This window comes from Nocardioides lijunqiniae (assembly GCF_015024225.1).
Lineage (GTDB): Bacteria > Actinomycetota > Actinomycetes > Propionibacteriales > Nocardioidaceae > Nocardioides > Nocardioides lijunqiniae.
The window spans coordinates 76058-98348 of sequence record NZ_JACJGM010000027.1; the positions used below are offsets into that span (position 1 = coordinate 76058).

Annotated in this window: 22 protein-coding genes; 14 read left to right on the top strand and 8 right to left on the bottom strand. The window is 72.6% G+C overall.

What is annotated here, in order from left to right:
* Positions 1–21 precede the first annotated feature (21 nt).
* The 3 genes from IRQ30_RS16180 to IRQ30_RS16190 are packed head-to-tail and all read left to right on the top strand — an operon-like array spanning position 22 to position 1904.
* A complete protein-coding gene (locus IRQ30_RS16180) occupies positions 22–531 on the top strand; it encodes a flavin reductase (RefSeq protein WP_193614014.1) in 510 nt (169 codons plus the stop codon).
* The gene (locus IRQ30_RS16185; RefSeq protein WP_193614015.1) at positions 528–1211 is read left to right on the top strand and encodes a hypothetical protein; all 684 of its coding nucleotides are present in this window, start codon (positions 528–530) and stop codon (positions 1209–1211) included. Before IRQ30_RS16180 ends, IRQ30_RS16185 begins: the two co-directional genes overlap by 4 nt.
* A gap of 21 nt (positions 1212–1232) precedes the next feature.
* On the top strand, positions 1233–1904 hold the full coding sequence (locus tag IRQ30_RS16190) for a response regulator (RefSeq protein WP_193614016.1): 672 nt from the start codon (positions 1233–1235) through the stop codon (positions 1902–1904).
* A gap of 3 nt (positions 1905–1907) precedes the next feature.
* Here IRQ30_RS16190 and IRQ30_RS16195 read toward each other — a convergent pair whose 3' ends face one another.
* A complete protein-coding gene (locus IRQ30_RS16195; RefSeq protein WP_193614017.1) occupies positions 1908–3137 on the bottom strand; it encodes an oxygenase MpaB family protein in 1230 nt (409 codons plus the stop codon).
* 82 nt (positions 3138–3219) lie between these two features.
* On the opposite strand from IRQ30_RS16195, the gene IRQ30_RS16200 reads away from it, so the two are divergent.
* The 3 genes from IRQ30_RS16200 to IRQ30_RS16210 are packed head-to-tail and all read left to right on the top strand — an operon-like array spanning position 3220 to position 5588.
* Positions 3220–3828: a TetR family transcriptional regulator gene (locus tag IRQ30_RS16200; protein WP_193614018.1), complete on the top strand. Its 609-nt coding sequence runs from the start codon at positions 3220–3222 to the stop codon at positions 3826–3828.
* 18 nt (positions 3829–3846) lie between these two features.
* Entirely contained in the window at positions 3847–4695 is an 849-nt protein-coding gene (locus tag IRQ30_RS16205; RefSeq protein ID WP_193614019.1) for an arylamine N-acetyltransferase, read from the top strand.
* Complete coding sequence (locus IRQ30_RS16210; protein WP_193614020.1) at positions 4695–5588, top strand: hypothetical protein; 894 nt, start codon at positions 4695–4697, stop codon at positions 5586–5588. The genes IRQ30_RS16205 and IRQ30_RS16210 overlap by 1 nt, the downstream gene beginning before the upstream one ends.
* Positions 5589–5779: 191 nt before the next feature.
* Here IRQ30_RS16210 and IRQ30_RS16215 read toward each other — a convergent pair whose 3' ends face one another.
* Positions 5780–6745 (bottom strand): hypothetical protein, encoded by a 966-nt coding sequence (locus tag IRQ30_RS16215; RefSeq protein WP_193614021.1) that lies wholly within the window; start codon positions 6743–6745, stop codon positions 5780–5782.
* 75 nt (positions 6746–6820) lie between these two features.
* Positions 6821–7021, bottom strand: a complete 201-nt coding sequence (locus tag IRQ30_RS16220) for a hypothetical protein (protein WP_193614022.1) — start codon at positions 7019–7021, stop codon at positions 6821–6823.
* Positions 7022–7162: 141 nt separating this feature from the next.
* On the opposite strand from IRQ30_RS16220, the gene IRQ30_RS16225 reads away from it, so the two are divergent.
* Complete coding sequence (locus IRQ30_RS16225; RefSeq protein ID WP_193614023.1) at positions 7163–7882, top strand: TetR/AcrR family transcriptional regulator; 720 nt, start codon at positions 7163–7165, stop codon at positions 7880–7882.
* Positions 7883–7916: 34 nt separating this feature from the next.
* Positions 7917–8273, top strand: a complete 357-nt coding sequence (locus IRQ30_RS16230) for a hypothetical protein (protein ID WP_193614024.1) — start codon at positions 7917–7919, stop codon at positions 8271–8273.
* A gap of 145 nt (positions 8274–8418) precedes the next feature.
* Here the strand turns inward: IRQ30_RS16230 and glpK are convergent, their stop codons facing one another.
* Positions 8419–9891 (bottom strand): glycerol kinase GlpK, encoded by a 1473-nt coding sequence (gene glpK, locus IRQ30_RS16235; RefSeq protein WP_193614025.1) that lies wholly within the window; start codon positions 9889–9891, stop codon positions 8419–8421.
* Positions 9888–10709 (bottom strand): DUF1028 domain-containing protein, encoded by an 822-nt coding sequence (locus IRQ30_RS16240; protein WP_193614026.1) that lies wholly within the window; start codon positions 10707–10709, stop codon positions 9888–9890. Before IRQ30_RS16240 ends, glpK begins: the two co-directional genes overlap by 4 nt.
* 81 nt (positions 10710–10790) lie before the next feature.
* On the opposite strand from IRQ30_RS16240, the gene IRQ30_RS16245 reads away from it, so the two are divergent.
* The 3 genes from IRQ30_RS16245 to IRQ30_RS16255 are packed head-to-tail and all read left to right on the top strand — an operon-like array spanning position 10791 to position 13824.
* Complete coding sequence (locus IRQ30_RS16245; protein ID WP_338089750.1) at positions 10791–12032, top strand: MFS transporter; 1242 nt, start codon at positions 10791–10793, stop codon at positions 12030–12032.
* 34 nt (positions 12033–12066) lie between these two features.
* A complete protein-coding gene (locus IRQ30_RS16250; RefSeq protein ID WP_193614027.1) occupies positions 12067–12735 on the top strand; it encodes a hypothetical protein in 669 nt (222 codons plus the stop codon).
* Between the two features lie 60 nt (positions 12736–12795).
* Positions 12796–13824 (top strand): 6-phosphofructokinase, encoded by a 1029-nt coding sequence (locus IRQ30_RS16255; protein ID WP_193609305.1) that lies wholly within the window; start codon positions 12796–12798, stop codon positions 13822–13824.
* Between the two features lie 15 nt (positions 13825–13839).
* Here IRQ30_RS16255 and IRQ30_RS16260 read toward each other — a convergent pair whose 3' ends face one another.
* Together IRQ30_RS16260 and IRQ30_RS16265 are read right to left on the bottom strand one after the other, a co-directional pair.
* Positions 13840–15252, bottom strand: coding sequence for an MFS transporter (locus IRQ30_RS16260; RefSeq protein WP_193614028.1), 1413 nt, complete (start codon positions 15250–15252; stop codon positions 13840–13842).
* Positions 15249–15809 carry a TetR/AcrR family transcriptional regulator gene (locus IRQ30_RS16265; protein ID WP_193614029.1) on the bottom strand — a complete coding sequence of 187 codons (561 nt, stop codon included), beginning with the start codon at positions 15807–15809 and terminating at the stop codon, positions 15249–15251. Before IRQ30_RS16265 ends, IRQ30_RS16260 begins: the two co-directional genes overlap by 4 nt.
* A 166-nt stretch (positions 15810–15975) precedes the next feature.
* Between IRQ30_RS16265 and IRQ30_RS16270 the strand changes: the two genes are divergently transcribed.
* The 3 genes from IRQ30_RS16270 to IRQ30_RS16280 all read left to right on the top strand — a co-directional run bounded on the left by IRQ30_RS16270 (position 15976) and on the right by IRQ30_RS16280 (position 19832).
* Positions 15976–17433, top strand: coding sequence for an APC family permease (locus tag IRQ30_RS16270; RefSeq protein WP_193614030.1), 1458 nt, complete (start codon positions 15976–15978; stop codon positions 17431–17433).
* 61 nt (positions 17434–17494) lie between these two features.
* The gene (locus tag IRQ30_RS16275) at positions 17495–18835 is read left to right on the top strand and encodes a class II 3-deoxy-7-phosphoheptulonate synthase (RefSeq protein WP_193609301.1); all 1341 of its coding nucleotides are present in this window, start codon (positions 17495–17497) and stop codon (positions 18833–18835) included.
* Between the two features lie 4 nt (positions 18836–18839).
* Positions 18840–19832, top strand: a complete 993-nt coding sequence (locus IRQ30_RS16280; RefSeq protein ID WP_193614031.1) for a threonine aldolase family protein — start codon at positions 18840–18842, stop codon at positions 19830–19832.
* 91 nt (positions 19833–19923) lie between these two features.
* Here the strand turns inward: IRQ30_RS16280 and IRQ30_RS16285 are convergent.
* A partial coding sequence (locus IRQ30_RS16285) for an AAA domain-containing protein (RefSeq protein ID WP_227467691.1) occupies positions 19924–22291 on the bottom strand: 2368 nt, incomplete at its 5' end.

A 22291-nucleotide genomic window follows, 5' to 3' on the forward strand; every position in this document is an offset into this window, starting at 1 on the left:
GCGCCGCCCTAGGCTCGCTCTGTGACCATCCACAGCACGCACCCCTTCGCCGACCCCGACCCCGACCCGGTACGCCGGCTGCGCGGTCGGCTCGGCGGCGCGGTGAGCCTGTGGACGACCGGGTCGGGTCGCGACCGCTCCGGGCTGACCGTCACCTCGCTGATGCTCGCCCAAGGCGAGCCCGCCCACCTGCTCGGGCTCCTCGACCCGGACGCCGACCTCACCGAGTCCCTCGTCGACGCCGGACGCGGCGTCGTGCAGCTGCTCTCGTGGCCGGACCGCGACCTCGCCGAGGCCTTCGCCGGCACCGCCCCCGCCCCGGGCGGCCCCTTCCGGATGTCGCCCTTCGAGGACACCGAGTGGGGACCGCGCCTCGCCTCCGCCGACACCTGGGCCGGCGTCACCGTCGTCGACACCCGCGAGGTCGGCTGGTCGCTGGAGCTCACCTGCCGCATCGACGCGGTCACCGTCGGCGACGACGAGGCGCCGCTGCTGCACCGCCGCGGACGCTACGTGCGGCCGGACGCGTGACGTTCCCGCGCGACAAGGTCCTCCTGCGGCAGGCGGGCACGTCGAGCCGCGTGGTCGACCCCGGGATCGAGCTCGCCCTCGAGCGGGTGTGGGCCGACCAGCTCGCCGAGGCGGCGGCTCGCGGGCTGCTGCTGACCGACGCGCCGGCGTACCGGCTGGAGTCGACGGTCGAGCACGAAGGAGTGCTGGAGCTCGGGCTCGCGATGGAGCCCTACCGCGTGCACTCGGCCATGAAGGTGCTGCACCGCGACCCACGGGTCCGCCCCGAGCACCACGACCGGACACTCGTCGCGGACGGCCTGGTGCGCACGACCGACGACCACTACCTCCTGCTCCGCACGCCCAAGGTCACCGGGGTCGAGCTCCAGCTGGTGGGCGGCACGGCCTCGCCCGCGCAGCGCGTCCTCGAGACCGCCGACGACCTGTTCGGCTTCATGTCGCAGCGGGTGGAGCGGGCGCTGGGGGTGGAGGCGGCGGAGGTGCGCGTCCTCGGCCTGCGGGGGCTGGTGCACCTGGAGGTCGGCTGCGTCAACGCCGTCTTCGACGTACGGCTGACGGTCCGGGCCGACGAGGTGCGCCCGGGCCGCGGATCCGAGGTGGTCGTGGTGCCGGCCGCCGGGCTGCGCGACTTCCTCGCCGCCGGTCCGGCGTACCTCCCGTCGGTCGCCGCCCTGCTCTAGGTCGTGAGTAGGGTCCAGCCCATGCAGCCGGAGACGACCGACGACCAGCCGACCCGGGTGATGGTCGTCGACGACCACCCGATGTGGCGCGACGCCGTCGAGCGCGACCTGCAGGCCGCGGGCTTCGACGTCGTCGGCGTCGCGAGCAACGGCACCGAGGCGCTGGCGCGGTTCCCGGCCTGCCGGCCGCAGGTGGTGGTGCTGGACCTGCAGATCCCCGAGCCCAACGGCGTCGCGGTCACCGCGGAGGTGCTGCGCCAGGACCCGGCGGCGCGGGTGCTGATCCTGTCGGCGTCGGGGGAGCAGGCCGACGTGCTGGAGGCGGTGAAGGCCGGCGCGACCGGCTACCTGGTCAAGTCGGCCTCGCGCGAGGAGCTCCTGTCCGCCGTACGGCGGGTGGCCGCGGGCGACACGGTGTTCACGCCCGGTCTCGCGGGGCTGGTGCTGGGGGAGTTCCGTCGGCTGCTGGAGCCGGTCGAGGACCCGATGCGTCCGCAGCTGACCGAGCGCGAGACCGAGATCCTCAAGATGGTCGCGAAGGGCATGTCCTACAAGCAGATCGCGGAGCGGCTGGTGCTCTCGCACCGCACCGTGCAGAACCACGTGCAGAACACCCTGCGCAAGCTGCAGATGCACAACCGCGTCGAGCTCACGCGCTGGGCCATCGAGCAGGGGCTCGACGAGGACGACTGACCCTCACGCGCCCCGGGCGGGGTGGGGCTTGCCGCCGGCGGGGGAGGCGTCGACGAGGTCGTGCTGCACGCCGTAGCGGGTGCGGAGCCGGAGGTCCTGCTGCTGGCGGTAGCGCTCGCCGCGGCGACGCCGGGGCTCCAGCGTCCAGGCGCGCCGGTCCAGCGCGCCGTTGACGCGCGCGAGCACCGGCCCGACCCGCTGCACGAGGCGCTTGGTGCGCGGCGCCTGCGGGATGCCGAGCTCGTCGGCGATCTCGTCGCCGAGGAAGACCCGCTCCAGGCCGTGGACGACCGGCGGCGCGAGCCGGCGCAGCGCCGCGGGCCGAGCCGGGAGCAGCTCCTCGATCTCGGGCACCAGGAAGTCGGCGTTGATGCTGCCGACGAGCTCGCGGCAGTAGGCGTCGACCGGGGGACGGGTCAGCAGGTAGATCTCCTCGAGCCGCTCCTGCTCGACCCGGTCGCGCGGCAGGAGCGCGGCGTCGATGCCGAGGAGGTGCCCGAGGTAGCGCCAGCGCGCGTAGGCCGCTGCCTCCTCGGCCGGGAGGTGAGGGGCTCCGATGGCCCGCATCCCGCGCACCGGGATAAGGCAGAACTCCACGAGCGTGTAGCCCAGGTAGGCCTGGCAGATCGGGACGCCCCACGCGGCCAGGTCCCACGCGGGGTCGTCGCGCAGCGCGGCGCGCACCATCGCGTGGATGACCCGCACCCGGACCGTGAGCTCGAAGCCGGTCGAGAACCGCTCCAGACCGCCGGGGCCGCTCACCTCGACCAGCCAGGAGCCCACCTCGATCGTGCGGGCGCCGGCGTTCTCGATGTAGCGCCCGGTCATCTCCAGCGGCCGGGACGCGGCGGAGTTGGCGTAGCCGCTGACCAGGGAGGCGGCGCCCAGCACGATCCCGGACTGCCGGGTGTAGCGGCCGAGGTGGGCGCTGTCGCGGTCGATGCGCTCGATGTCGACCCAGTCGGGCACGTCGTCCAGCTGGGCGAACAGCGCCCGCAGCGAGTCGGGAGCCGCGTCGACGGCTCCGATGCCTTCGCGGCAGGCCGCCTTGAGCATCCGCATCGCCCGGCCGTGCCCGATGCGGGCGACGTCTGCGGCGAAGGCGTCGGCCAGCGGGTCGCCTGCCCACATCGCGTCGAAGTACGTCGTCGCGAAGTCGCCGAAGCGCCGGTGTGCCTCGTCCGCACGGCGCACGGTCGTGGGGAGTGCGGGCGGGGCGGTCTCGGCTACCATCCCCCGAGCGTAGAAGTGACGCTGCCTCACCTTCCATTCACTTTTGGCGGCGGCTGTCTGCGAGTCGGTGAGGAGGACGGACGTGGCTCAGAAGCAGCGGATCCGGCCGACCCAGAGCCGCGCGGTGCGCATGCGTCGCGACCTCCTGGACTCCACCCTTCACCTTCTGGCGGCGCGCGGGGCGGAGTCGCTGACCACCACGGCCATCGCCGAGCACGCCCACGTGAGCAGCGGGACCTTCTACCGCTACTTCAACGACAAGGCCGAGATCCTCGGGGTCCTGCGCGACGAGGCGGTGGAGGCCATCACCTCCGACCTGATGGCGGGCGTCGTACGCGCGCTCGACCTCGACCTGGATGCCGCCGTCCGCGAGGTGGTGCTGACCCTGGTCGACGCCTTCGAACGGCACCGCGCGGTGATCCTGGCGATGGTCGACGCAATGCCGGCCGGCAGCCACGCCAACGTGCTGCCGGAGATCGAGTCGCGGCTCTTCCAGCTCGCCTCGGTGCTGCCACGCCGGCACTTCCCCGACCTGTCGCCGGAGCGCTTGGAGGCCCAGGTGTTCATGACCATGGGAGTCCTCGTGTCCACCTGCCTGCGGATCGCGGTGACGCGCCCGCGGGAGGTCTCGCGCGACGAGCTGGTCGACATCGCGGTCGCGATGGTCACGGGTGGTCTGCGGGCGGGCTGACCGTCCTATGCTCGGCGGGTGCCGATCCGCGCCTACCTCCGGCGCCTGGGTGTCGACCAGGCGCTGCCCCCGACGCTGGAGTCGCTGCGCCTGCTGCACCGCCGCCACCTCGCGACCGTGCCCTACGAGAACCTCGGCATCATGCTCGGCCAGGGTCCGTCGGTCGATCCCGAGTCGAGCCTTCACCGCGTCGGCGAGGTCGGCCGCGCCGGCTACTGCCTGCACCAGAACGCCGTGCTGGAGCGGGTCCTGGTCGATCTCGACTTCACGGTCGAGCGACGGCACGGACACGTGTGGACGCGTGAGGACGACCGCGACAGCCCCGCGCTCAACCACCTGGCGCTGGTCGTCTCCGGGCTGCCGACCGACGACAACCCTGGGGGCTGCTGGTGGCCCGACGTCGGGCTGGGCGAGGGCTTCTGGGAGCCGCTGCCGCTGGTGGTGGGGGAGTACGCCGACGGTCCGTTCCGCTTCGCGATCACCGAGGTGGACGACGAGGGCTGGTCGTTCCGCAACGACCCGACCGGCGCCTTCGTCGGACTCGAGGTGACCAGCCGCCCGACCGACCCCGCGGCGATCCTCGCGGCGCACGCTTCCCTCTCGACCCCACCGGACGGGGCGTTCACCCGCCTGCTGGTGGCGCAGCGCCGCGACGAGGCCGGCCTCGACACGGTGCGTGGCTGCGTCGCCACCCGGATCGACGCCTCCGGCCGCCACACGACCGACCTGACGACCTACGACGCCTGGCTCGCGGCGCTGGCGGACATCGGCCTGTCGCTGGAGGGCTTCGAGGACGCCGACCTGCGCGCGCTCTTCGAGCGCAGCCTGGCCGGCCACGAGCGCTGGGTCGCGGCGGGGCGGCCCTGATGGCCGACGAGCTGCTCGACATCGCCGACGAGCTCTACGCGCTGGCGCTGCCCGACTTCACCCCGGCCCGCGACGCCCGTGCCAAGTCCCTCAAGGGCACCGACCTCGCCGCACCGGTCAAGGCCCTCAAGAAGCCCTCGCTCGCAGCCTGGGTCGTCAACCTGCTGGTCCGCCGCGAGGGCGACCAGGTCGAGCGGATCCTCGAGGTCGGTGCGTCGCTGCGCGAGGCGCAGGCCGCGATGTCCGGCGACGACCTGCGGGCCCTGACTCGTCAGCGCCGCCAGGTCACGGCCGCGATCACCCAGCAGGCGCGCTCGCTGGCGTCGGCCGCCGGCGTCAAGGTCACCCCGGCTGTGGGCGACCAGGTCGAGGCCACCCTGACCGCCGCCATGCTCGACGAGCGCTGCGCCGAGGCCGTGCGCAGCGGCCTGCTCGTCACGGCGCTGTCGTCGACCGGCGTGGGGGAGACCGACCTCAGCGGCGCGGTCGCGCTCCCCGAGGCACTGGGCTTCACGGCGAGCCAGGTCGAGGAGGCCCCGCCCGCCGGCCGCCCCGAGCTGCACGTCGTACCTGATCCGGAGGCGGACGCCAAGGCCCTCGCCGCCGCCCGCGAGGCCCTGGACGCGGCCGAGGAGGAGCTGGGCGAGGCCCAGTCGGCGTACGACGACGCGGCCGGCGACGTCGAGCGCCTCGAGGCCCGCTCCATGCAGGTCCAGGCGGAGATCGACGAGCTCAAACGAAAGCTCGCCGAGCTCGAGCAGACCTCCGAGGAGGTCGACGAGGAGCTCGAGGGCGCCGAGGAGACCAAGTCGGAGGCCCAGGACGCGCTCGACGAGGCGACCAAGGCCAGGGACAAGGTCGCGAAGCGGCTCGACCGGCTTCAGCCGGACTAGGCGTTGCCCCCATGTGGTGCTGGCTCAGGGCGATCTCAGTCGTTTCTGCCTGAGCTCGCCGACGACTAGGGGACTCTGGCTGGATCGACGTCGACGAGATCGGCCGCGGCCACCGCCACTGCGACGACGGTACTGACGTGTGTGCGCACCCGAGCCCGGGTGATGGACATCATCGAGAGCTCACTGCCTTCTCACTTCCGCCTCACCTTGAACTTGACGACCAGGGGCGTCGGGTCCGAGAGACCCGTCGAGGGGTCGACCGCCGTGACGGTCACGACATGCTTTCCGGGCTTGTAGCGCTTGCGGAACGGCGACGCGCACGTCTTGACCGTCCGCTTGTCGACCTTGCAGCGGAAGGTCGATCCGGGCACGGACGACCTGAACCTCAGCGTCACGGTGCGCTTGCTGATCTTCTTCTTCGTGATCCCGACCAGCCTGGTGTCGGGCCGCGGAACGGCGGGGGTGGGCGTCGTGGTCGGGCTCGGACTCGTGGTCGGGCTGGGCGTCGGGCTGGGCGTCGGGCAGGGGGTCTGCTGGGTCGACAGGGTCGGGCAGAGATCCTGGGTGACGTCGCCATAGCCGTCGCCGTCCTCGTCGGGCTCCAGCTGAGCCGCGAGGTTGGCTGCGTACTGGTTCTCCGAGGGGGCGCCGGTGAAGTCTGCGACGGCACCGTCGGTCTCCGGGTCGAAGTCCGACGCGGGGAGCGCGCTCGCTGCGTACCCGTTGATGGTGGCCACGTAGCACCACGACTTGGTGCCGGCCGGGCTGAGCACCTGCAGCGCGATCCGATCGCCGGGCTGGACGGTGATCCGCGTCGCGATGTCGACGATCGCAGGCCCGGACGCCTGACCGACCGCGCTCCGACCGACCACGGTGTACTGGTCGGCTGCCCCGGTGGGGCGAAGCACGAGGCCACGGGCGCTGGTGTCGGACTGGTAGGTGCTGAACGAGGTGATCACACCCGGCGCGTGCGCCGTGTAGTCGACGCCCCCCGCGGGCCAGGTGCTCTGGATGATCGTCGGGTGTGCGCCGGACTCATCGCAGCGGATCCCTCCGTTGGTGACCTGGCCGATGGTGCTGGCGGTCGCGGCGTCGGCGCGGCCACCAGGCCCGGCGTCATCGTGGGAGGAGGCGGTCGCCGCGACCGGAACGGCCACGACTGCGGCCAAGAGGACGACGGCCAGGACGGGATGGGGGAATCGCGCCAACGCTGAAGAGGACACGTCTTTGACCTAACGAGAGATGTCGGCGGCCGCGATGGCCCTGACCATGAAGTAGTAGCTGGTGACGCCACCGAGCCCGGCGTCGACGTAGGAGTTGCCCGCCACCGGGCTGGAGTTCACCGGGGTGGTCGACTGTCCGCCGGCCCTGGTGCCGTGCGCGGCCGGACCCACGCGACGCCTCCCCTGCAGGACACGAACCCACGACGACATGCTTGCTCCTAAGATCGCGGATCCTCTCGTCATCCCTGGTCTCGGCTGGTCGCCGAGTGACACGTGTCCGAAGCTTGATGGTCTTGCCAGGTGCCACTCCAGAATGTGCAAGACACTCATTCTCATCGTTACGAGGTTCTCATGTCAATGGATGTTGATGGAACGAACGGCAAGCGCGGCTACGACGCGCGTAGCCGCCGGCAACGCGCCGAGCAGGAACGCGGCGAGACCCTCGACCGGGTCCTTGCCGCGGCCCGCTCCCGCTTCCTTGCCGAGGGGTACGCCGGCACCAAGATGCTCGACATCGCCGCCGACGCCGGAGTCGCGCTCGCGTCGGTCTACCGCGCCGGGCGCAGCAAGGCCGAGCTCATCGAGATGATCCTCGAACGCGCCGGCCCCGAGGACGACCCAGACAACTCGACCGGTCAGCCGTTGACGTTCACTGCGCGCCCATCTCCGAGCTACCCGGAGATCGCCGCGGAGCGCGACCCGCAGCACCAAGTACGGATGATCGCCGTCCGCATCGCCGACTCCCTGGATCGGATCGGCCCGTTGTGGACCGTGCTCCGCGACGCTGCGGGCGTCGACGCCAGAGCTGGCGCGACGATGCACGCCACGGTGGAACGCCGGGCGGCCGCGTTCGAGGCCGCCGTGGACCTGCTGCCCGCCCAGCGGCTACGCGCAAGTCCGAGTGAGAGCGTCGACGCCCTCTGGGCACTGTCGAGCCCAGAGATGTACCTCATGCTGCGCACGGTCCGCGGCTGGAGCCACCGCCGCTACCGAGACTGGCTCGTCCGGACCCTGCAAGTCCAACTGTTAGCGCCTCCCAGCGACCCACCCGATGGTTCGCGGGGGAACTAGCCGCATGAGGTCCACGATGCGACACACTGGCTCCGTGAGCACCGAGAAGCGCGGAGTCCTGCGCTCCCTGATCCAGGTTGTCGAGGGCGCCACGTCAGTACGACGGGACGCGGCCGAGTCCACGAGACAGGCACGCGTTGCGGTCAGCGTGCCGATTCCCCGAGCAGATGCCTCACTCGCGGAGAAGATCGCCTACCTCGAAGAGGCGCAGCTTCCCATCGGCAGGTTGGAGGCCCCCGCCGGCGCTGCAGCAGGCGACGCCCGCCCGGGCATCGCGCGGGGTGTCGCACTTCCGCTGCTCGAGCTGCTCAAGGCCAACGTGGACACCAACCCGGATCTCGTCGACGCCGTCGTCGAGCCGCTGCTCGCACATCGACGCACCCTCGGCTAGCCAGCGACCGGACTCGCGGGCGTCAGGCACTGATCGCTGTGCGGCTGTCTCTCATGGGTGGCGCCGACACCTGAACGGTCGTGCCTCGCGCGCCGCGGACGCATGATGTGGGTGGGCTCGCCTGGGTGGCAAGCACCTGACGGACCTACGTCGTCGCCCAGCCCTTGGACCGCTCGACGGCGTCCTTCCAGCGGGCGTGGGCGGCGTCGGCGGGGCCGCGGTCGGAGGTGGGGTCGAAGCGGCGGTCGAGCTGCCAGGTGTCGCGCAGCTCGTCGGTGGAGGACCAGACGCCGGTGCCCAGGCCGGCGAGGAACGCCGCGCCCAGGGCCGTGGTCTCCACGAGGGTGGGGCGCTCGACGGGTACGCCGAGCTGGTCGGCCTGGACCTGGCAGAGCAGGTCGTTGGCGGCCGCGCCGCCGTCGACGCGCAGTGAGGCTCGGGCGGGCATGGTGTCGAGGACGTCGCGCACCTCGAAGGCGATGGCCTCGAGGGTCGCACGCACGAGATGGGCGCGGCTCGTGCCTCGGGTGATGCCGATGATCATGCCGCGGGCGTGCGGGTCCCAGTGGGGAGCGCCGAGGCCGGTCAGGGCCGGCACGAAGACGACACCCTCGCTGTCCGGCACGGTGGCCGCGATCGCCGCGGTCTCGGCGGCCGAGCCGACGATCTGCAGCCCGTCGCGCAGCCACTGCACGGCGGCGCCGGTCACGAAGATCGCGCCCTCGAGGGCGTAGGTGAGCTCGCCGTCGGGGGAGCGCCAGGCGGCGGTGGAGAGCAGCCCGGCGTCGGAGCGCTCCAGGGTGGTGCCGGTGTTGGTGAGGATGAACGACCCGGTGCCGTAGGTGCACTTGGAGTCGCCCACGTCGAAGCAGGTCTGGCCGAAGAGCGCCGACTGCTGGTCGCCGGCGATGCCCGCGATCGGCAGCTCGAGGTCGAGGAACGAGCGCGGGTCGGTGGTGGCGATGTCGCCCCAGTTGGGCACCAGCTCGGGCAGCGCGTCACGCGGGACGCCGAAGAGCGAGCACAGCTCGTCGGACCAGTCGCCGGTGGTGAGGTCGAAGAGGAGGGTGCGGCAGGCGTTGGAGACGTCGGTGACGTGCTCGAGCCCGCGCGTCATCCGCGCGATGAGGTAGGAGTCGACGGTGCCGACGGCATAGCGCCCCGACTCGACCAGTCCCCAGGTGCGCGGCTCGTTCTCGGCGAGCCACATCAGCTTGGTGCCGGAGAAGTACGGGTCCAGCCGCAGGCCGGTCAGCTCGGCCACCCGGTCCTCGTGGCCGGCGTCGCGCAGCCGCCCGCAGATGTCCGCCGTACGACGGTCCTGCCAGACGATGGCGCGCCTGGGGGAGCCGAGGGTCTCGCGGTCCCAGAGCAGGATCGTCTCGCGCTGGTTGGTGATGCCGATGCCGGTGAGCTCGGAGGCGTCGACCTGCGCCAGCGCGTCGCGCGTGGCCTCGAGCGTGGACTGCCAGATCTCCTCCGGCGCGTGCTCGACCCAGCCGGGCTTCGGGAAGTGCTGGGCGAACTCCTGGTAGCCCTTCGCCGCGATCCGCCCGTCGGGCGTCACGACGACCGCGGTGACGCCGGTGGTGCCGGCGTCGATCGCGAGGATGCTCACCGCGCCTCGCCCCGCACGATGTCGAGGATCCGCTGGTCGATCCACGACAGGTCGGCGGCGACCCGCATCTCGTAGTTCTCCGTGCCGACCCAGGTGTGGAAGTCGCCCAGCCCGGCGTCCTGGGCGAAGGCCTCGAGCTCGGCCTCCAGCTCCGGGGTCACCGGCACCCGCTCCTCCTCGGTGGAGGCGGTGAGGTAGAGGTCGTTGAGGTCGAGCAGTCGGGTGAGCTCGTCGACCGGCACCGGGTGGTCGTCGACGCGCAGGTCCACCGCGATGTCGTCGAGGCCGCCGTAGCCGGCACCCTCCCGTACGACGAGCAGCGCGGCCGACTGCCGCCCCCGCTTGTCGCCGCCGGCCACGTCGCCGGCCGCCAGCGCCAGCAGCAGCCGCTGCGCCAGCGGCGCCTCGTCGTCGGAGGCCTGCCAGGCGAGCTCCATCGCCTCGACGACGTCGGCGCCGGCCAGGCAGTTGCCCTGGATCGCGTAGCCCTCGCCGGTGGAGCCACCCGCCCACTCGATGCAGGCCGGACCCGTGTGGGACGCGGCGTTGCCGTCGACGTCGACGATGCCGACCTGGCGGTGGTCGCGGCCGTCGTCCTCCTCGAGCAGCCGCTGCAGCGCGACAGACGCGGTGGCGCCCTCGTCGAGGTGGGCCAGCGCGATGCCCTTGTAGGCGACGTTGGCGTCGGCCTGGGTGGCGATGGCGCCGACCTGGGCGACGGCGGCGGGCACGGCGGAGCCCACCGCGAGGAACTTGGAGGCCACGGCCACTCCCCAGGACTCACCGTCGGCGGAGCGGGCCACGATCGAGAACGTCATGCGCGTGACTTTAGCCACCGGGGGTGGCCGGGTCCGATATCCGCTTGCCCTCAACCGGACGTAAAGAAGGAGGATGCCGGGGTGCTGCAGCGTCTCGGGTTCCCCGCCGTCGGCGACCACCGCCGGTTCGTCACCGCCCTCGCGATCGACGCGATGGGCAGCGGCGTCTTCATGCCCGTCTCGATGCTCTACTTCCTGGTCACGACCGACCTCACGCTCGTGCAGGTGGGCGGCGCGATCTCCCTGGCCAGCCTGGTGGCGCTGCCGGCCGGCCCGCTGCTCGGCTCGGTGGTCGACCGCGTCGGCGCCAAGCGGGTGCTGCTCGCCGGCAACGCCCTCCAGGCGATCGGCTTCGCCGCCTTCCTCGTGGCCGACTCGTTCGCCGTGGTCACGCTCTGGACCGTGGTGGTCACCATCGGCCGCACCGCCTTCTGGGGCTCCTTCGGCAACATCGTCGCGGCCATCTCGGCGCCGGGGGAGCGGGAGAAGTGGTTCGGCTTCCTCGGCGCCCTGCGCAACGTCGGCTTCGCGGTCGGCGGGCTGGTCGCCGGCGCCGCCATCACCATCGGCACGCAGTCGGCCTACGCCACGGTCGTGGTCGCCAACGCCGCGTCGTACGCCGTCGCGCTGGCGCTGCTGCTGGCCGTCCCCGCCACCCACCGCGGTACGGCGGTCAGCACCGAGCCGGGCTCGTGGGCGGTGGTCCTGCGCGACCGCCCCTACCGCGTGCTCTTCCTCGGCCAGCTCGCCTACTCGACGTCGATGATGGCGCTCAACTTCGCGCTGCCCGTCTACGCCACCGAGGTGCTCGGGCTCGCGGGCTGGGTGACCGGGGCGATCTTCACCCTCAACACGATCATGGTGGGCTTCGGCCAGGGCCTGGTGGTGCGCGGGCTCACCGGGCGGGTGCGCTGGCGGGTGCTGATGGCGGCCAACGCGACGTTCGCCGCGTCGTTCGTGGTGCTGCTCGGCGCCAGCCGGCTCTCGGCCGTCCTCGCGACGGTGGTCGTGCTCACCGGCTCGGTCGTCTACACCGTCGGCGAGCTGCTCGGCGGACCCGTGCACGGCGCCCTCTCCGCGGAGGCGGCGCCCGAGCACCTGCGCGGGCGCTACCTCTCCCTGATCCAGCTCGCGTGGAACGGCTCGGGCGCCGCCGCGCCGGTCGGCATCGCCTGGCTGCTCGACCTCGGTCCGGAGCCGGTGTGGCTGGCCTTCCTCGGCGTCGCGGTGGTGGGCATGGTCTTCGCCGCTCGCCTCGGCGTCGTCATGCCGCGCGCGGCCGACCGCGTGACCAACGCGGCGGAGGAGCCGCAGGCCGCCTGAGGTTCACGCCGCGCCCCCGGGGCAGGATGCCCCCGTGCTCAACGACCTCGCGCGGCAGACCCGCACCATGCTGTTCCTCCAGATGCTGGGGCCGGCGATCGCGATCGGCTCCTTCTTCGGGATCGCGGACGAGCACTGGGGCGTGGTCCTCACGCTGTTCTGCCTGGGCCTGCTCGTCACCGTCGGCTGGGGCGTCGGGGTCCTCGTGTGGACCCGACGCGTCGACCGCGCCTTCAAGACGGTCCTGACGAGTGCGGGGGAGCAGCTCGTGACCGGGCGGGTGACGGGCGTCCCCGTCCCGGGACGCGTGGTGCGCCGACGGACGGCGGCCGGCCGGCCGGCGTACCTGGCCTCCACGCCGTCCGCGATCGCCGGTCCGGCGGCGGTGCTGGTCGTGACCGTGCTGGCCGACGACGGGCCGCGCCGCGTCGGCGCCCTGGTGCCGGCCACGATCGGGCTCGAGAAGCGCGACGCGCCGGTGGCCGTGCTGCTGCACCCCGACGAGCGCGAGGCCGCGGTGGTCGACGACCGGGTCACGCCCGAGCAGGTCGCCGCCATCGCGGCGGACCCGCGGTGGGAGTCCGCGGCGCTGCCCACCGACCGCACGGTCGGCGGCGGCTACCTGCCGATGCTCGGCTGCGCGCTCCTGGGGCTGGCCTCCGGCCTCGGGCTCGACCTGCTGGTGGTCGCGCTCGCCACCTGAGCCACGGACTCACTAGGGTGTGGGGCGTCCACTGTGAACGTTCCAAACCAGGAGGTCCCCATGCGCGTCGGAGTGCTCACCGGAGGCGGCGACTGCCCCGGTCTCAACGCGGTCATCCGCGCCGTCGTCCGCAAGGGGGTCCGCACCCACGGCTTCGAGTTCGTCGGGTTCCGTGACGGCTGGAAGGGCCCGCTCGAGGGTCTGACCATGGAGCTCGGCATCGAGCAGTGCCGCGGCATCCTGCCCCGCGGCGGCACGATCCTCGGCTCCTCGCGCACCAACCCGTTCAAGATCGAGAACGGCGTGGAGCGCATCAAGGACAACCTCGCCGAGCACGGCGTCGACGCGCTGATCGCCATCGGCGGCGAGGACACCCTCGGCGTGGCCACCAAGCTCGCCGACCTCGGCGTCCAGGTGGTCGGCGTCCCGAAGACGATCGACAACGACCTGTCGGGCACCGACTTCACCTTCGGCTTCGACACCGCGGTCAACATCGCGACCGAGGCCATCGACCGGCTGCACACCACCGCCGAGTCGCACCACCGCGTGCTCGTCGTCGAGGTCATGGGCCGTCACGCCGGCTGGATCGCGCTGCACTCCGGCATCGCCGGCGGCGCCAGCGCCGTGCTGATCCCCGAGCAGCCCTTCGACATCGAGCAGCTCTGCGCCGACGTCGAGACGCGCTTCCAGACCAGCTACGCGCCGATCATCGTGGTCTCCGAGGGCGCCGTGCCCGCCGAGGGCGGTGACATGACGCTCGTCAGCGGCGAGAAGGACGCCTTCGGCCACGTCCGCCTCGGCGGCATCGGCGACCGGATCGCCAGCGAGATCGAGCACCGCACCGGCAAGGAGGCCCGCGCGGTCGTCCTCGGCCACGTGCAGCGCGGCGGCACGCCCACGGCGTTCGACCGCTGGCTGGCCACCCGCTTCGGCCTCCAGGCCGTCGACGCGGTCGCCGACGGCGACTGGGGCACGATGATGGCGCTGCGCGGCACCAAGATCATCCGGGTGCCCCTCAGCGAGGGCACCGCTGAGCTCAAGCTGGTCAGCCCCGAGGAGTACGCCGAGGCGCAGGTCTTCTTCGGCTGATCCGGCTGGCCCTACTCAGTGCTCGACGGCTGACAGGTCCAGCTCGCGGGGCGTGAGCGCCGCGACGACGACGGCGACCGCGAGCATCGCCAGCCCTCCGGCGAGGCCCACCCGGGCGAGGGCCTCGCTGAGGGTGGCGGGGCCCAGCCCGGCGGTGGTCGCGATGCTGCCCAGGATGGCGACGCCGAGCACGGCGCCGATCTCGTAGCTGGACTCCTCGAGGACCGCCGCACTGCCCGCCTGGTCGAGCGGGGCGCCGGCCATGATCACGGCCGACCCGACGGCCAGCGACGCCAGCCCGAGCCCGACCAGGCCGAGCGCGATGGCCACGCCGGGGTAGCCGAGCGGCTGGGGGAGCACGGTCAGCAGCAGCAGCCCGGCCGAGCCCACGACGAGCCCGCCGGTGAGCACGGAGCGGGCGCCGATGCGCGCCGCCAGCGCGGGCGCGAACGGTCCGGCGATCACGCCACCGGCCGCCATCGGCAGCAGGGCGACGCCGGCGCGCAGCGGGCGGTAGCCCTCGGAGAGCTGCAGCCACTGGGCCACGAGCAGGAGCAGCCCGGCCATCGCGAAGCTCGTCACCAGCGCGGTGAGCACGCCGGCGCTGAACGCGCGTCCCTTGAACAGCCGGAGCTCCAGCATCGGCGCGCCCACGCTCAGGCAGCGGCGTACGAACACCGTCAGCGCGACGACCGCGACCACGGCCACCAGCACCGAGTCGGTCTCGGGGCCGTGCTTGCCGAGCTGCTTGATGGCGTGCACCAGCGCGACCATTCCAAGCATCGAGGAGACGAGGGTGATCGCGTCGAGCCGTCCGGGGCGCGCCGAGCGGCTCTCGGGCAGCAGCAGCAGCGAGGCGACGACCGCGACGACCATCACCGGCACGTTGAACAGGAACGCCGAGTGCCAGCTGAAGCGCTCCAGCAGCGCGCCGCCCACGATCGGGCCGAGCGCGCCGCCCACGGCGGCCACCGAGCCCCAGATGCCCAGCGCCGTGGCGCGCTCGCGCGGGTCGGCGAAGAGCGTGCGGATCAGCGACAGGGTGGAGGGCATGATCATCGCGCCGCCGGCGCCGAGGAGGGCGCGCACGGCGATGACCTCGGCCGGGCTGTCGGCGACGAGCACGAGCAGGGAGGCCGCGCCGAACACCGTGAAGCCGGCCACCAGCATCCGGCGCCGGCCCCAGCGGTCGCCGAGCGAGCCGGCCGCGACGAGCAGGCCGGCGAGCACCAGCGGGTAGGCGTCGACCATCCACAGCAGCTCGACCGACGACGGCCTCAGGTCGGCGGACATGTCGGGCAGGGCGAGGTTGAGGATCGTCATGTCCATCACGACGACGAGCAGGCTCGCCGAGAGCACCGCGAGGCCGGCCCAGCGGCGGCGGACCGACGGCGTCTGCTCGGTCGTGGTGGGGAGGGCGGCGCTCATCGGGCACCCGCCCCGTCGAGGAAGGTCGAGACCACCAGGTCGGCCATGCCCTTGGCCGCGACGTCGCCGGACTGCAGTGCCTCGCGCGAGGCGATCATCAGCCCGTAGGTGGTGTGGCTCAGCCAGACCGCCGGGACGTCACGGCGTACGACGCCGGCCTCCTGCGCGGCGCGGAAGAACTTGACCTCGAGCTCCTGGAGCTCGGCCATCCGGGCGGCCAGGTCGGGCTGGGACAGCATGCACGGGTCGCTCAGCGCGTAGGCGAAGTCCTCGGCGTCCTGGACGAACGCCGCCAGCATCGTGCGCAGGCACGCCTCGATCCGCTCGGCGTCCCCGGACGCGGCGACGCCGGACATGTCGACCTCGGCCTGGCCCCGCTCCCAGCGCTCCAGCGACCGCTGCGCGATCTCGTGCACGAGCGCCTCGCGGGTGGCGAAGTGGCGGTGCAGGGTCGCGCGACCGATGCCGATGGCGGCGGCCACCTCGGCCATCGAGGCGGTGGGGTCGGCGTTGAGGCAGCGCAGGGCGGCGTCCAGCACCTCGTCGCGGGTCTGCATGGCGGGAATCCGATCTGGGACAAGAGTGGCTCAGGTGAGACACCACTGTCTCACAACAGGCAAGTCGGCACCTCATCGGCGACGCGCGGACGTGAGACGGCCACGTTTGTGCGAATGTGAGCAGTGGAAGCGTGGGTGAGGATCGTCGTCGAGCGGGAGGCAGCACATGTCCGGACAGAGCACGGAAGCCGTCGACGTCAACGGGTCGGAGCCCGACCTGAAGCGGGTCCTCGGGCCCAAGCTGCTGCTGCTGTTCATCGTCGGTGACATCCTCGGCGCGGGCATCTACGCCGTCACCGGCGAGATGGCGCTCGAGGTCGGCGGCATCGTGTGGGTGCCGTTCCTGGTGGCGTTCTTCGTGGCCACGCTGACCGCGCTGTCCTACCTCGAGCTGGTCACCAAGTACCCCCAGGCCGCCGGCGCCGCGCTCTACGCCCACAAGGCGTTCGGCATCCACTTCATCACCTTCCTGGTGGCCTTCGCGGTCGTCTGCTCCGGCATCACCAGCGCGTCCACGTCGGCCAACCTGCTCGCCACCAACCTGCTCGCCGGCATCAACGGCGTCGGCGGCGACGTCGCCTCGGGCAACACCGCCGTGACGGTCGTGGCCATGGCGTTCATGCTGCTGCTGGCGGTCATCAACCTGCGCGGCGTCGGTGAGAGCGTGAAGTTCAACGTCATCCTGACCCTGGTCGAGATGGCGGCGCTCGCGATCGTCATCGGCATCGGGTTCTTCGTCATCGCCAAGGGCGACGGCGACATCGGGCGCGTCGCGGACTTCGAGTCCGGCGGCGACCGCGGCCTCTTCCTGGCGGTCACGGTGGCGACCGCGATCGCGTTCTTCGCGATGGTCGGCTTCGAGGACTCGGTCAACATGGTCGAGGAGACGCAGAACCCGCTCAAGATCTTCCCGCGCGTGATGCTCACCGGTCTCGGCATCGCCGTGATCGTCTACATCCTCGTGGCGATCTCGGTGATCGCGGTGATCCCGCAGTCCGACATCGAGTCGGTCGTCGCCGAGGAGGGCAAGGTCCTCCTCAACGTCGTCTCCACGGGCGCGCCGGACTTCCCGATCGACAAGATCTTCCCGTTCCTCACGGTCTTCGCCGTGGCCAACACCGCGCTGATCAACATGCTGATGGCCAGTCGCCTGCTCTACGGCCTCGCCCGCCAGGACGTCCTCCCGCGGGTGCTGGGCAAGGTGCTCCCCGGCCGCCGCACGCCGTACGCCGGCATCGCGTTCTCGACGGCCCTCGCGCTCGGCCTGATCCTCGCGGTCACGTTCCTCGCCGACACCTCGGTGATCAAGGCCCTCTCGGGCACCACCGCGCTGCTCCTGCTCTGCGTCTTCGCGGTCGTCAACATCGCCTGCGTGGTGCTGCGCCGCGACGCCACGGCCGACGGCGGCTTCAACGCACCGTCCTGGTCGCCGTACGTCGCCGGTGCCGCCTGCCTGTTCCTGGTCGGGCCGTGGGCCCGCGACCGCGACAACTGGGTGCAGTACTCCGTGGCCGCCGGGCTGCTCGGTGTCGGCATCGTGCTGTGGGCGCTGACCTGGATGACCAACCGCGGGATCCGCGCCAAGAAGACCGGCTTCCGCGACATCGAGCACCTGAAGGAGTAGCGCCGTCCCACGCCCGTCCGGCGAATCGGTCGGGGTGCCGCGCCCCCCGTAGGCTTGGCCGGTGAGCACCACCATCCCCGACCTCGCCGCCCTGCACGCCCTCGGGCCGGCCCAGCAGCCGACGTACGGCGACCGTGCCGCGGTCGACGCGGCCGTCCAGCGCCTGCGCTCCGTGCCCCCGCTCGTCTTCGCCGGCGAGTGCGACGACCTCAAGGCCAAGATCGCGGCCGTCTCCCGGGGTGAGGCGTTCCTGCTCCAGGGCGGCGACTGCGCCGAGACGTTCTCCGGCGTCACCGCCGACAACGTGCGCAACAAGCTGCGGGTGCTGCTGCAGATGGCCGTCGTGCTGACGTACGCCGCCTCCGTGCCGGTCGTGAAGCTCGGCCGGATCGCCGGCCAGTACGCCAAGCCGCGCAGCTCCGACCTCGAGACCCGCGGCGACCTCACGCTGCCGGCCTACCGCGGCGACGCGGTCAACGGCTACGACTTCACCGCCGAGTCGCGCGTGCACGACCCGCAGCGCCTCGTCGACGTCTACAACTCCTCGGCGGCCACGCTCAACCTGGTCCGCGCCTTCGTCACCGGTGGCTACGCCGACCTGCGCCAGGTCCACACCTGGAACACCGACTTCGTGCGCGACTCCGTCGCCGGCCAGCAGTACGAGAAGCTCGCCCACGAGATCGACCGGGCGATGGCGTTCATGGAGGCCATCGGCGCCGACCCCGACGAGTTCCACCGCGTCGACTTCCACTCCTCGCACGAGGCGCTGGTGCTGGAGTACGAGCACGCCCTCACCCGCATCGACTCCCGCACCCAGCAGCCCTACGACGTCTCCGCGCACTTCGTGTGGATCGGCGAGCGCACCCGCCAGCTCGACAACGCCCACGTCGAGCTGCTGCGCCACATCAAGAACCCGATCGGGGTCAAGCTCGGCCCCACGACGACCCCCGACGACGCGCTCGCGCTCGCGGCCCGGCTCAACCCCGACAACGAGGCCGGCCGGCTCACATTCATCACGCGCTTCGGCGCCGGCAAGATCCGCGACGGCCTGCCGCAGCTGGTCGAGAAGGTCACCGCCGAGGGCGTCAACGTCGCCTGGGTCTGCGACCCCATGCACGGCAACACCTTCGAGGCCAGCTCGGGCTACAAGACCCGCGCGTTCGGCGACGTGATCGAGGAGGTGCAGGGCTTCTTCGACGTCCACCACGCCCTCGGCACGTGGCCCGGCGGCGTGCACGTCGAGCTGACCGGCGACGACGTCACCGAGTGCGTCGGCGGCGGCGAGGACCTGCTCGAGGCCGACCTGGGCGGGCGCTACGAGTCGGTCTGCGACCCGCGCCTGAACCGCGTGCAGTCGCTGGAGCTCGCCTTCCTGGTCGCCGAGATGCTGCGGCGCGCCTGAGCCGATGATCGACCTCCGCAGCGACACCGTCACCCAGCCCACCGAGGAGATGCGCACGGCGATGGCCCGCGCCGACGTCGGCGACGACGTCTACGGCGAGGACCCCACCGTCCTGGAGCTCCAGGAGCGCGTCGCCGGCATGTTCGGCCACGAGGACGCCCTCTTCACACCCACCGGCTCCATGGCCAACGTGCTCGCCGTCCGCTCGGTCGTCGCGCCCGGCCAGGAGGTGCTGTGCGAGGCGAGCGCCCACATCGCGCGCGCCGAGCTCGGCGCCCACGGTGCCTACAGCGGCGTCACCATGCGCACCTGGATGCACCCCCGCGGCCAGGTCGACCTGCCCGCGGTGCAGACCCTCTTCGCCCCCGAGATGGGCCCCTTCTTCGTCCGCACCGCGGCGATCTCGGTGGAGAACAGCCACAACTTCGCCGGCGGCGCCGTGCTGCCGCTGGCCGACCTGCGCGACCTGCGCGACTACGCCACCGGCGTCGGCGCGGCGGTGCACCTCGACGGCGCCCGCATCTGGAACGCCCACGTCGCGACCGGCACCCCGCTGTCGGAGTACGGCGCGATCGCCGACGTGATGGCGGTCTGCCTCTCCAAGGGCCTCGGCGCCCCCGTCGGCTCGTTGATGCTGGGCAGCCGCGACGCCATCGAGGAGGCGCGGGTCTGGCGCAAGCGCATGGGCGGCGGCATGCGCCAGGTCGGCATCCTCGCGGCCGCGGGCCTGCACGCCCTGGCCCACCACGTCGAGCGGCTCGCCGACGACCACGCCCACGCCAAGCTCCTCGCCGAGGCCTGCGGGGTCGACCCGGAGACCGTCGACACCAACATCGTGGTCGTGCCCCGCGCCGACGCGGCCGAGGTCGTGCTCCGCGCGGCCGAGGCCGGCGTGCGGGTCGCGCTCGTCGGCCCGACCGTCGTCCGGCTCGTGACGCACCTGGGCATCACCCGCGACGACGCCGAGCGCGCCGCCAAGGTGCTCGCGTCGCTCTAGTCACAGGGGCCGTACGAAACTCGCGCTTCTGGTGTGAAGTTTCACCCCGGGAGCGTGAGTTTCGCCAGGTACCCGGTGAAACTCCTCCCGCTCAGCCCTCGCCGAGGGCGGCGACCAGCCGCTCGACGACGGCGTCCGGCCGCTCCAGCCACTCGGTGGCGACCACCTGCTCCACGCGCCACCCGGCGGAGGCGAGCACGGCGGGCTGGGTCAGCCGCCGCTCGTCCGGCGTGCCGCCGTCGAGACGCGCGGGGTGGTCGACCAGCACCGCGACGGCGTACGCCGCGGCGTCCGGCAGCCGCAGCGCCAGGTCGCACCGGAAGCCGGACTGCCCGACCCCGGGGGCCACCTCGACCCCGCGGCCGCGCAGCGCGTCGGTCAGCTGCGCGACCACGTCCGGCACGTCGTCGACGGACCGCGACGGTGCGGCGTCGCGCTCACGCAAGGAGCGCAGCACCGTGGCCGCGCCGTGCTCGTCGCCGCCGGAGACGGCCGCGGCGTAGCGCAGGAAGCCCTTGAGGGTGTTGGCGCCGTCGTTGTAGGTGTTGGTGATGGCGGTGTGGTCGATGCTCGAGGCCAGCACCATGTGCCGCTTGGCGCGGCTGAAGATGACGTTGAGGCGCTTCTCGCCGCCGGCGTTGTTGATGGGCCCGAAGCTCATCCGCATCCGCCCGTCGGGGCCCGGCGCGTAGCAGACGCTCATCACGATGACGTCGCGCTCGTCGCCCTGGACGTTCTCGAGGTTCTTCACGAACAGCCCGACGCCCTGCCCGTCCTCCTCGCGCACCAGCTCGGCCTCGTAGGCGGTGGCGAACTCCGGGTCGTCGGCGCTGAGCCGCTCGAGCGCGCGCTCGATCTCGCTCTGCTGGGCCTCGCTGAACGCGACGATGCCCACGGTGAGCCCGGTCCCGCGGCGCAGCAGGTCGCGCACGAACGCCGCGATCCAGGTGGCCTCCGCGGGGTTGGTGCGCTGGGTGTAGACGCCGTCCTCGACCCGCACCAGGCTGATGCTGCGCGCGAGCACGTCGTCGACCATCTGCGTCTCGTCGAGCCCGTCGCCCACCGTGACCGACAGCGGCCGCAGCGGCGTGGTCGGCTGGCGGTCGGGGATCGTCGCGAGCCGGCCCTCGTAGAACGCGGCGTTGCTGAACTGGATCAGCGCCTCGTAGCGGCTGCGGTAGTGCCAGCGCAGCATCGTCGAGGGCAGCCGCACCGAGCTCACCGCGAGGAAGCTGTCGGCGTCGAGGACCACGCCCACCTGGGCCGGGTCGTCGTCGTCCTCGTCGGGCGTCTCCACGCGGGTCTGGAAGTACGTCGTCGGCGGCAGCTGCATCCGGTCGCCGACGACGATCACCTGGGCGGCCCGGTGCAGCGCGGGGACCGCCTCCTCGACCGGCACCTGACTGGCCTCGTCGTAGATGACCACGTCGAACGTCGACTCCAGCGGCAGCACGTCCGACAGCGACGCGGGGCTCATCAGCCACACCGGCCGCATGGCGCCCACGACCGTGCCGGGCTCGGTCGAGGTGAGCTGGCGGATCGACTTGTAGGCGCGGACCTTGCCGAACTCGTGCTCCAGCACCCGGCGGCCGGCGACCCAGACGGCCTTGGTCGCGCGCTCGTCCTTGCCCATGCCCTGCACGCTGCGCTGGCTGTGCTCGACCGCGCCTGCGAAGCGGTCGCGGAGCCGGGCGATCACGACGCGCGCGTTGGCCTGCTGCAGCCGGGGCAGCACGTCGCCGACCGTGGTGAGCAGGTCAGCGAGGCGCGGTCCGTCCACGGTGTCGACGGCGGGGGCCGCGGCACGGCGCCGCTCCAGCTCGGCGGTGAGCACGGCGTGCTCGAGCTCGTCGGCGTCGGCGGGGAGCAGGCGGACGGCGTCCAGCACCTCGGGGTGGCCCACCAGCTCGCGCAGCGCGGGGGCGACCGTGCGGACGAGGGACTGGCCGGTGGCCGAGCCGAGCACCGCCAGGTCGCCGCCGACCTCCTCGAGCGACCCGTCGAGGCGGAGCACCCCGCTGGCCGCCGTGTCGATCGTCGCGAGCAGTCCGTCGAGGTCGTCGAGCCGGTCGCGGAGGCCGTCGTCGGCGGTGGCGAGCAGGTCGCGCCAGGCGCCCACCGGACCGGAGGCGCGCCGCACACCGACCAGGTCGGCGTTGAGCGCGGCCAGGTCGGCGTGTCCCCATGCCACCGACGCGTCGGCCCGGAGGCCGGCCAGGGCGGCCTCGGCGTCCTGGCGGGCGACGAGCAGCGCCAGCGCCTCGCTCGCGGATGGCGGCACCTGGCGGGAGGGGTCGGCGTAGCCGCCGGCCACGGCGTCGCGGACCCGCCGCCACTCGCCGCTGAGGAAGCGCCAGACGGAGCTCTCCTTGGCGTGGGCCACGGCGAGCGCGGCGCGGGCGTCGTCGGGAGCGAGGGGCTCGCGCCAGCCGGCCGCCGCGGCGGCCGCGTCGTCCGCG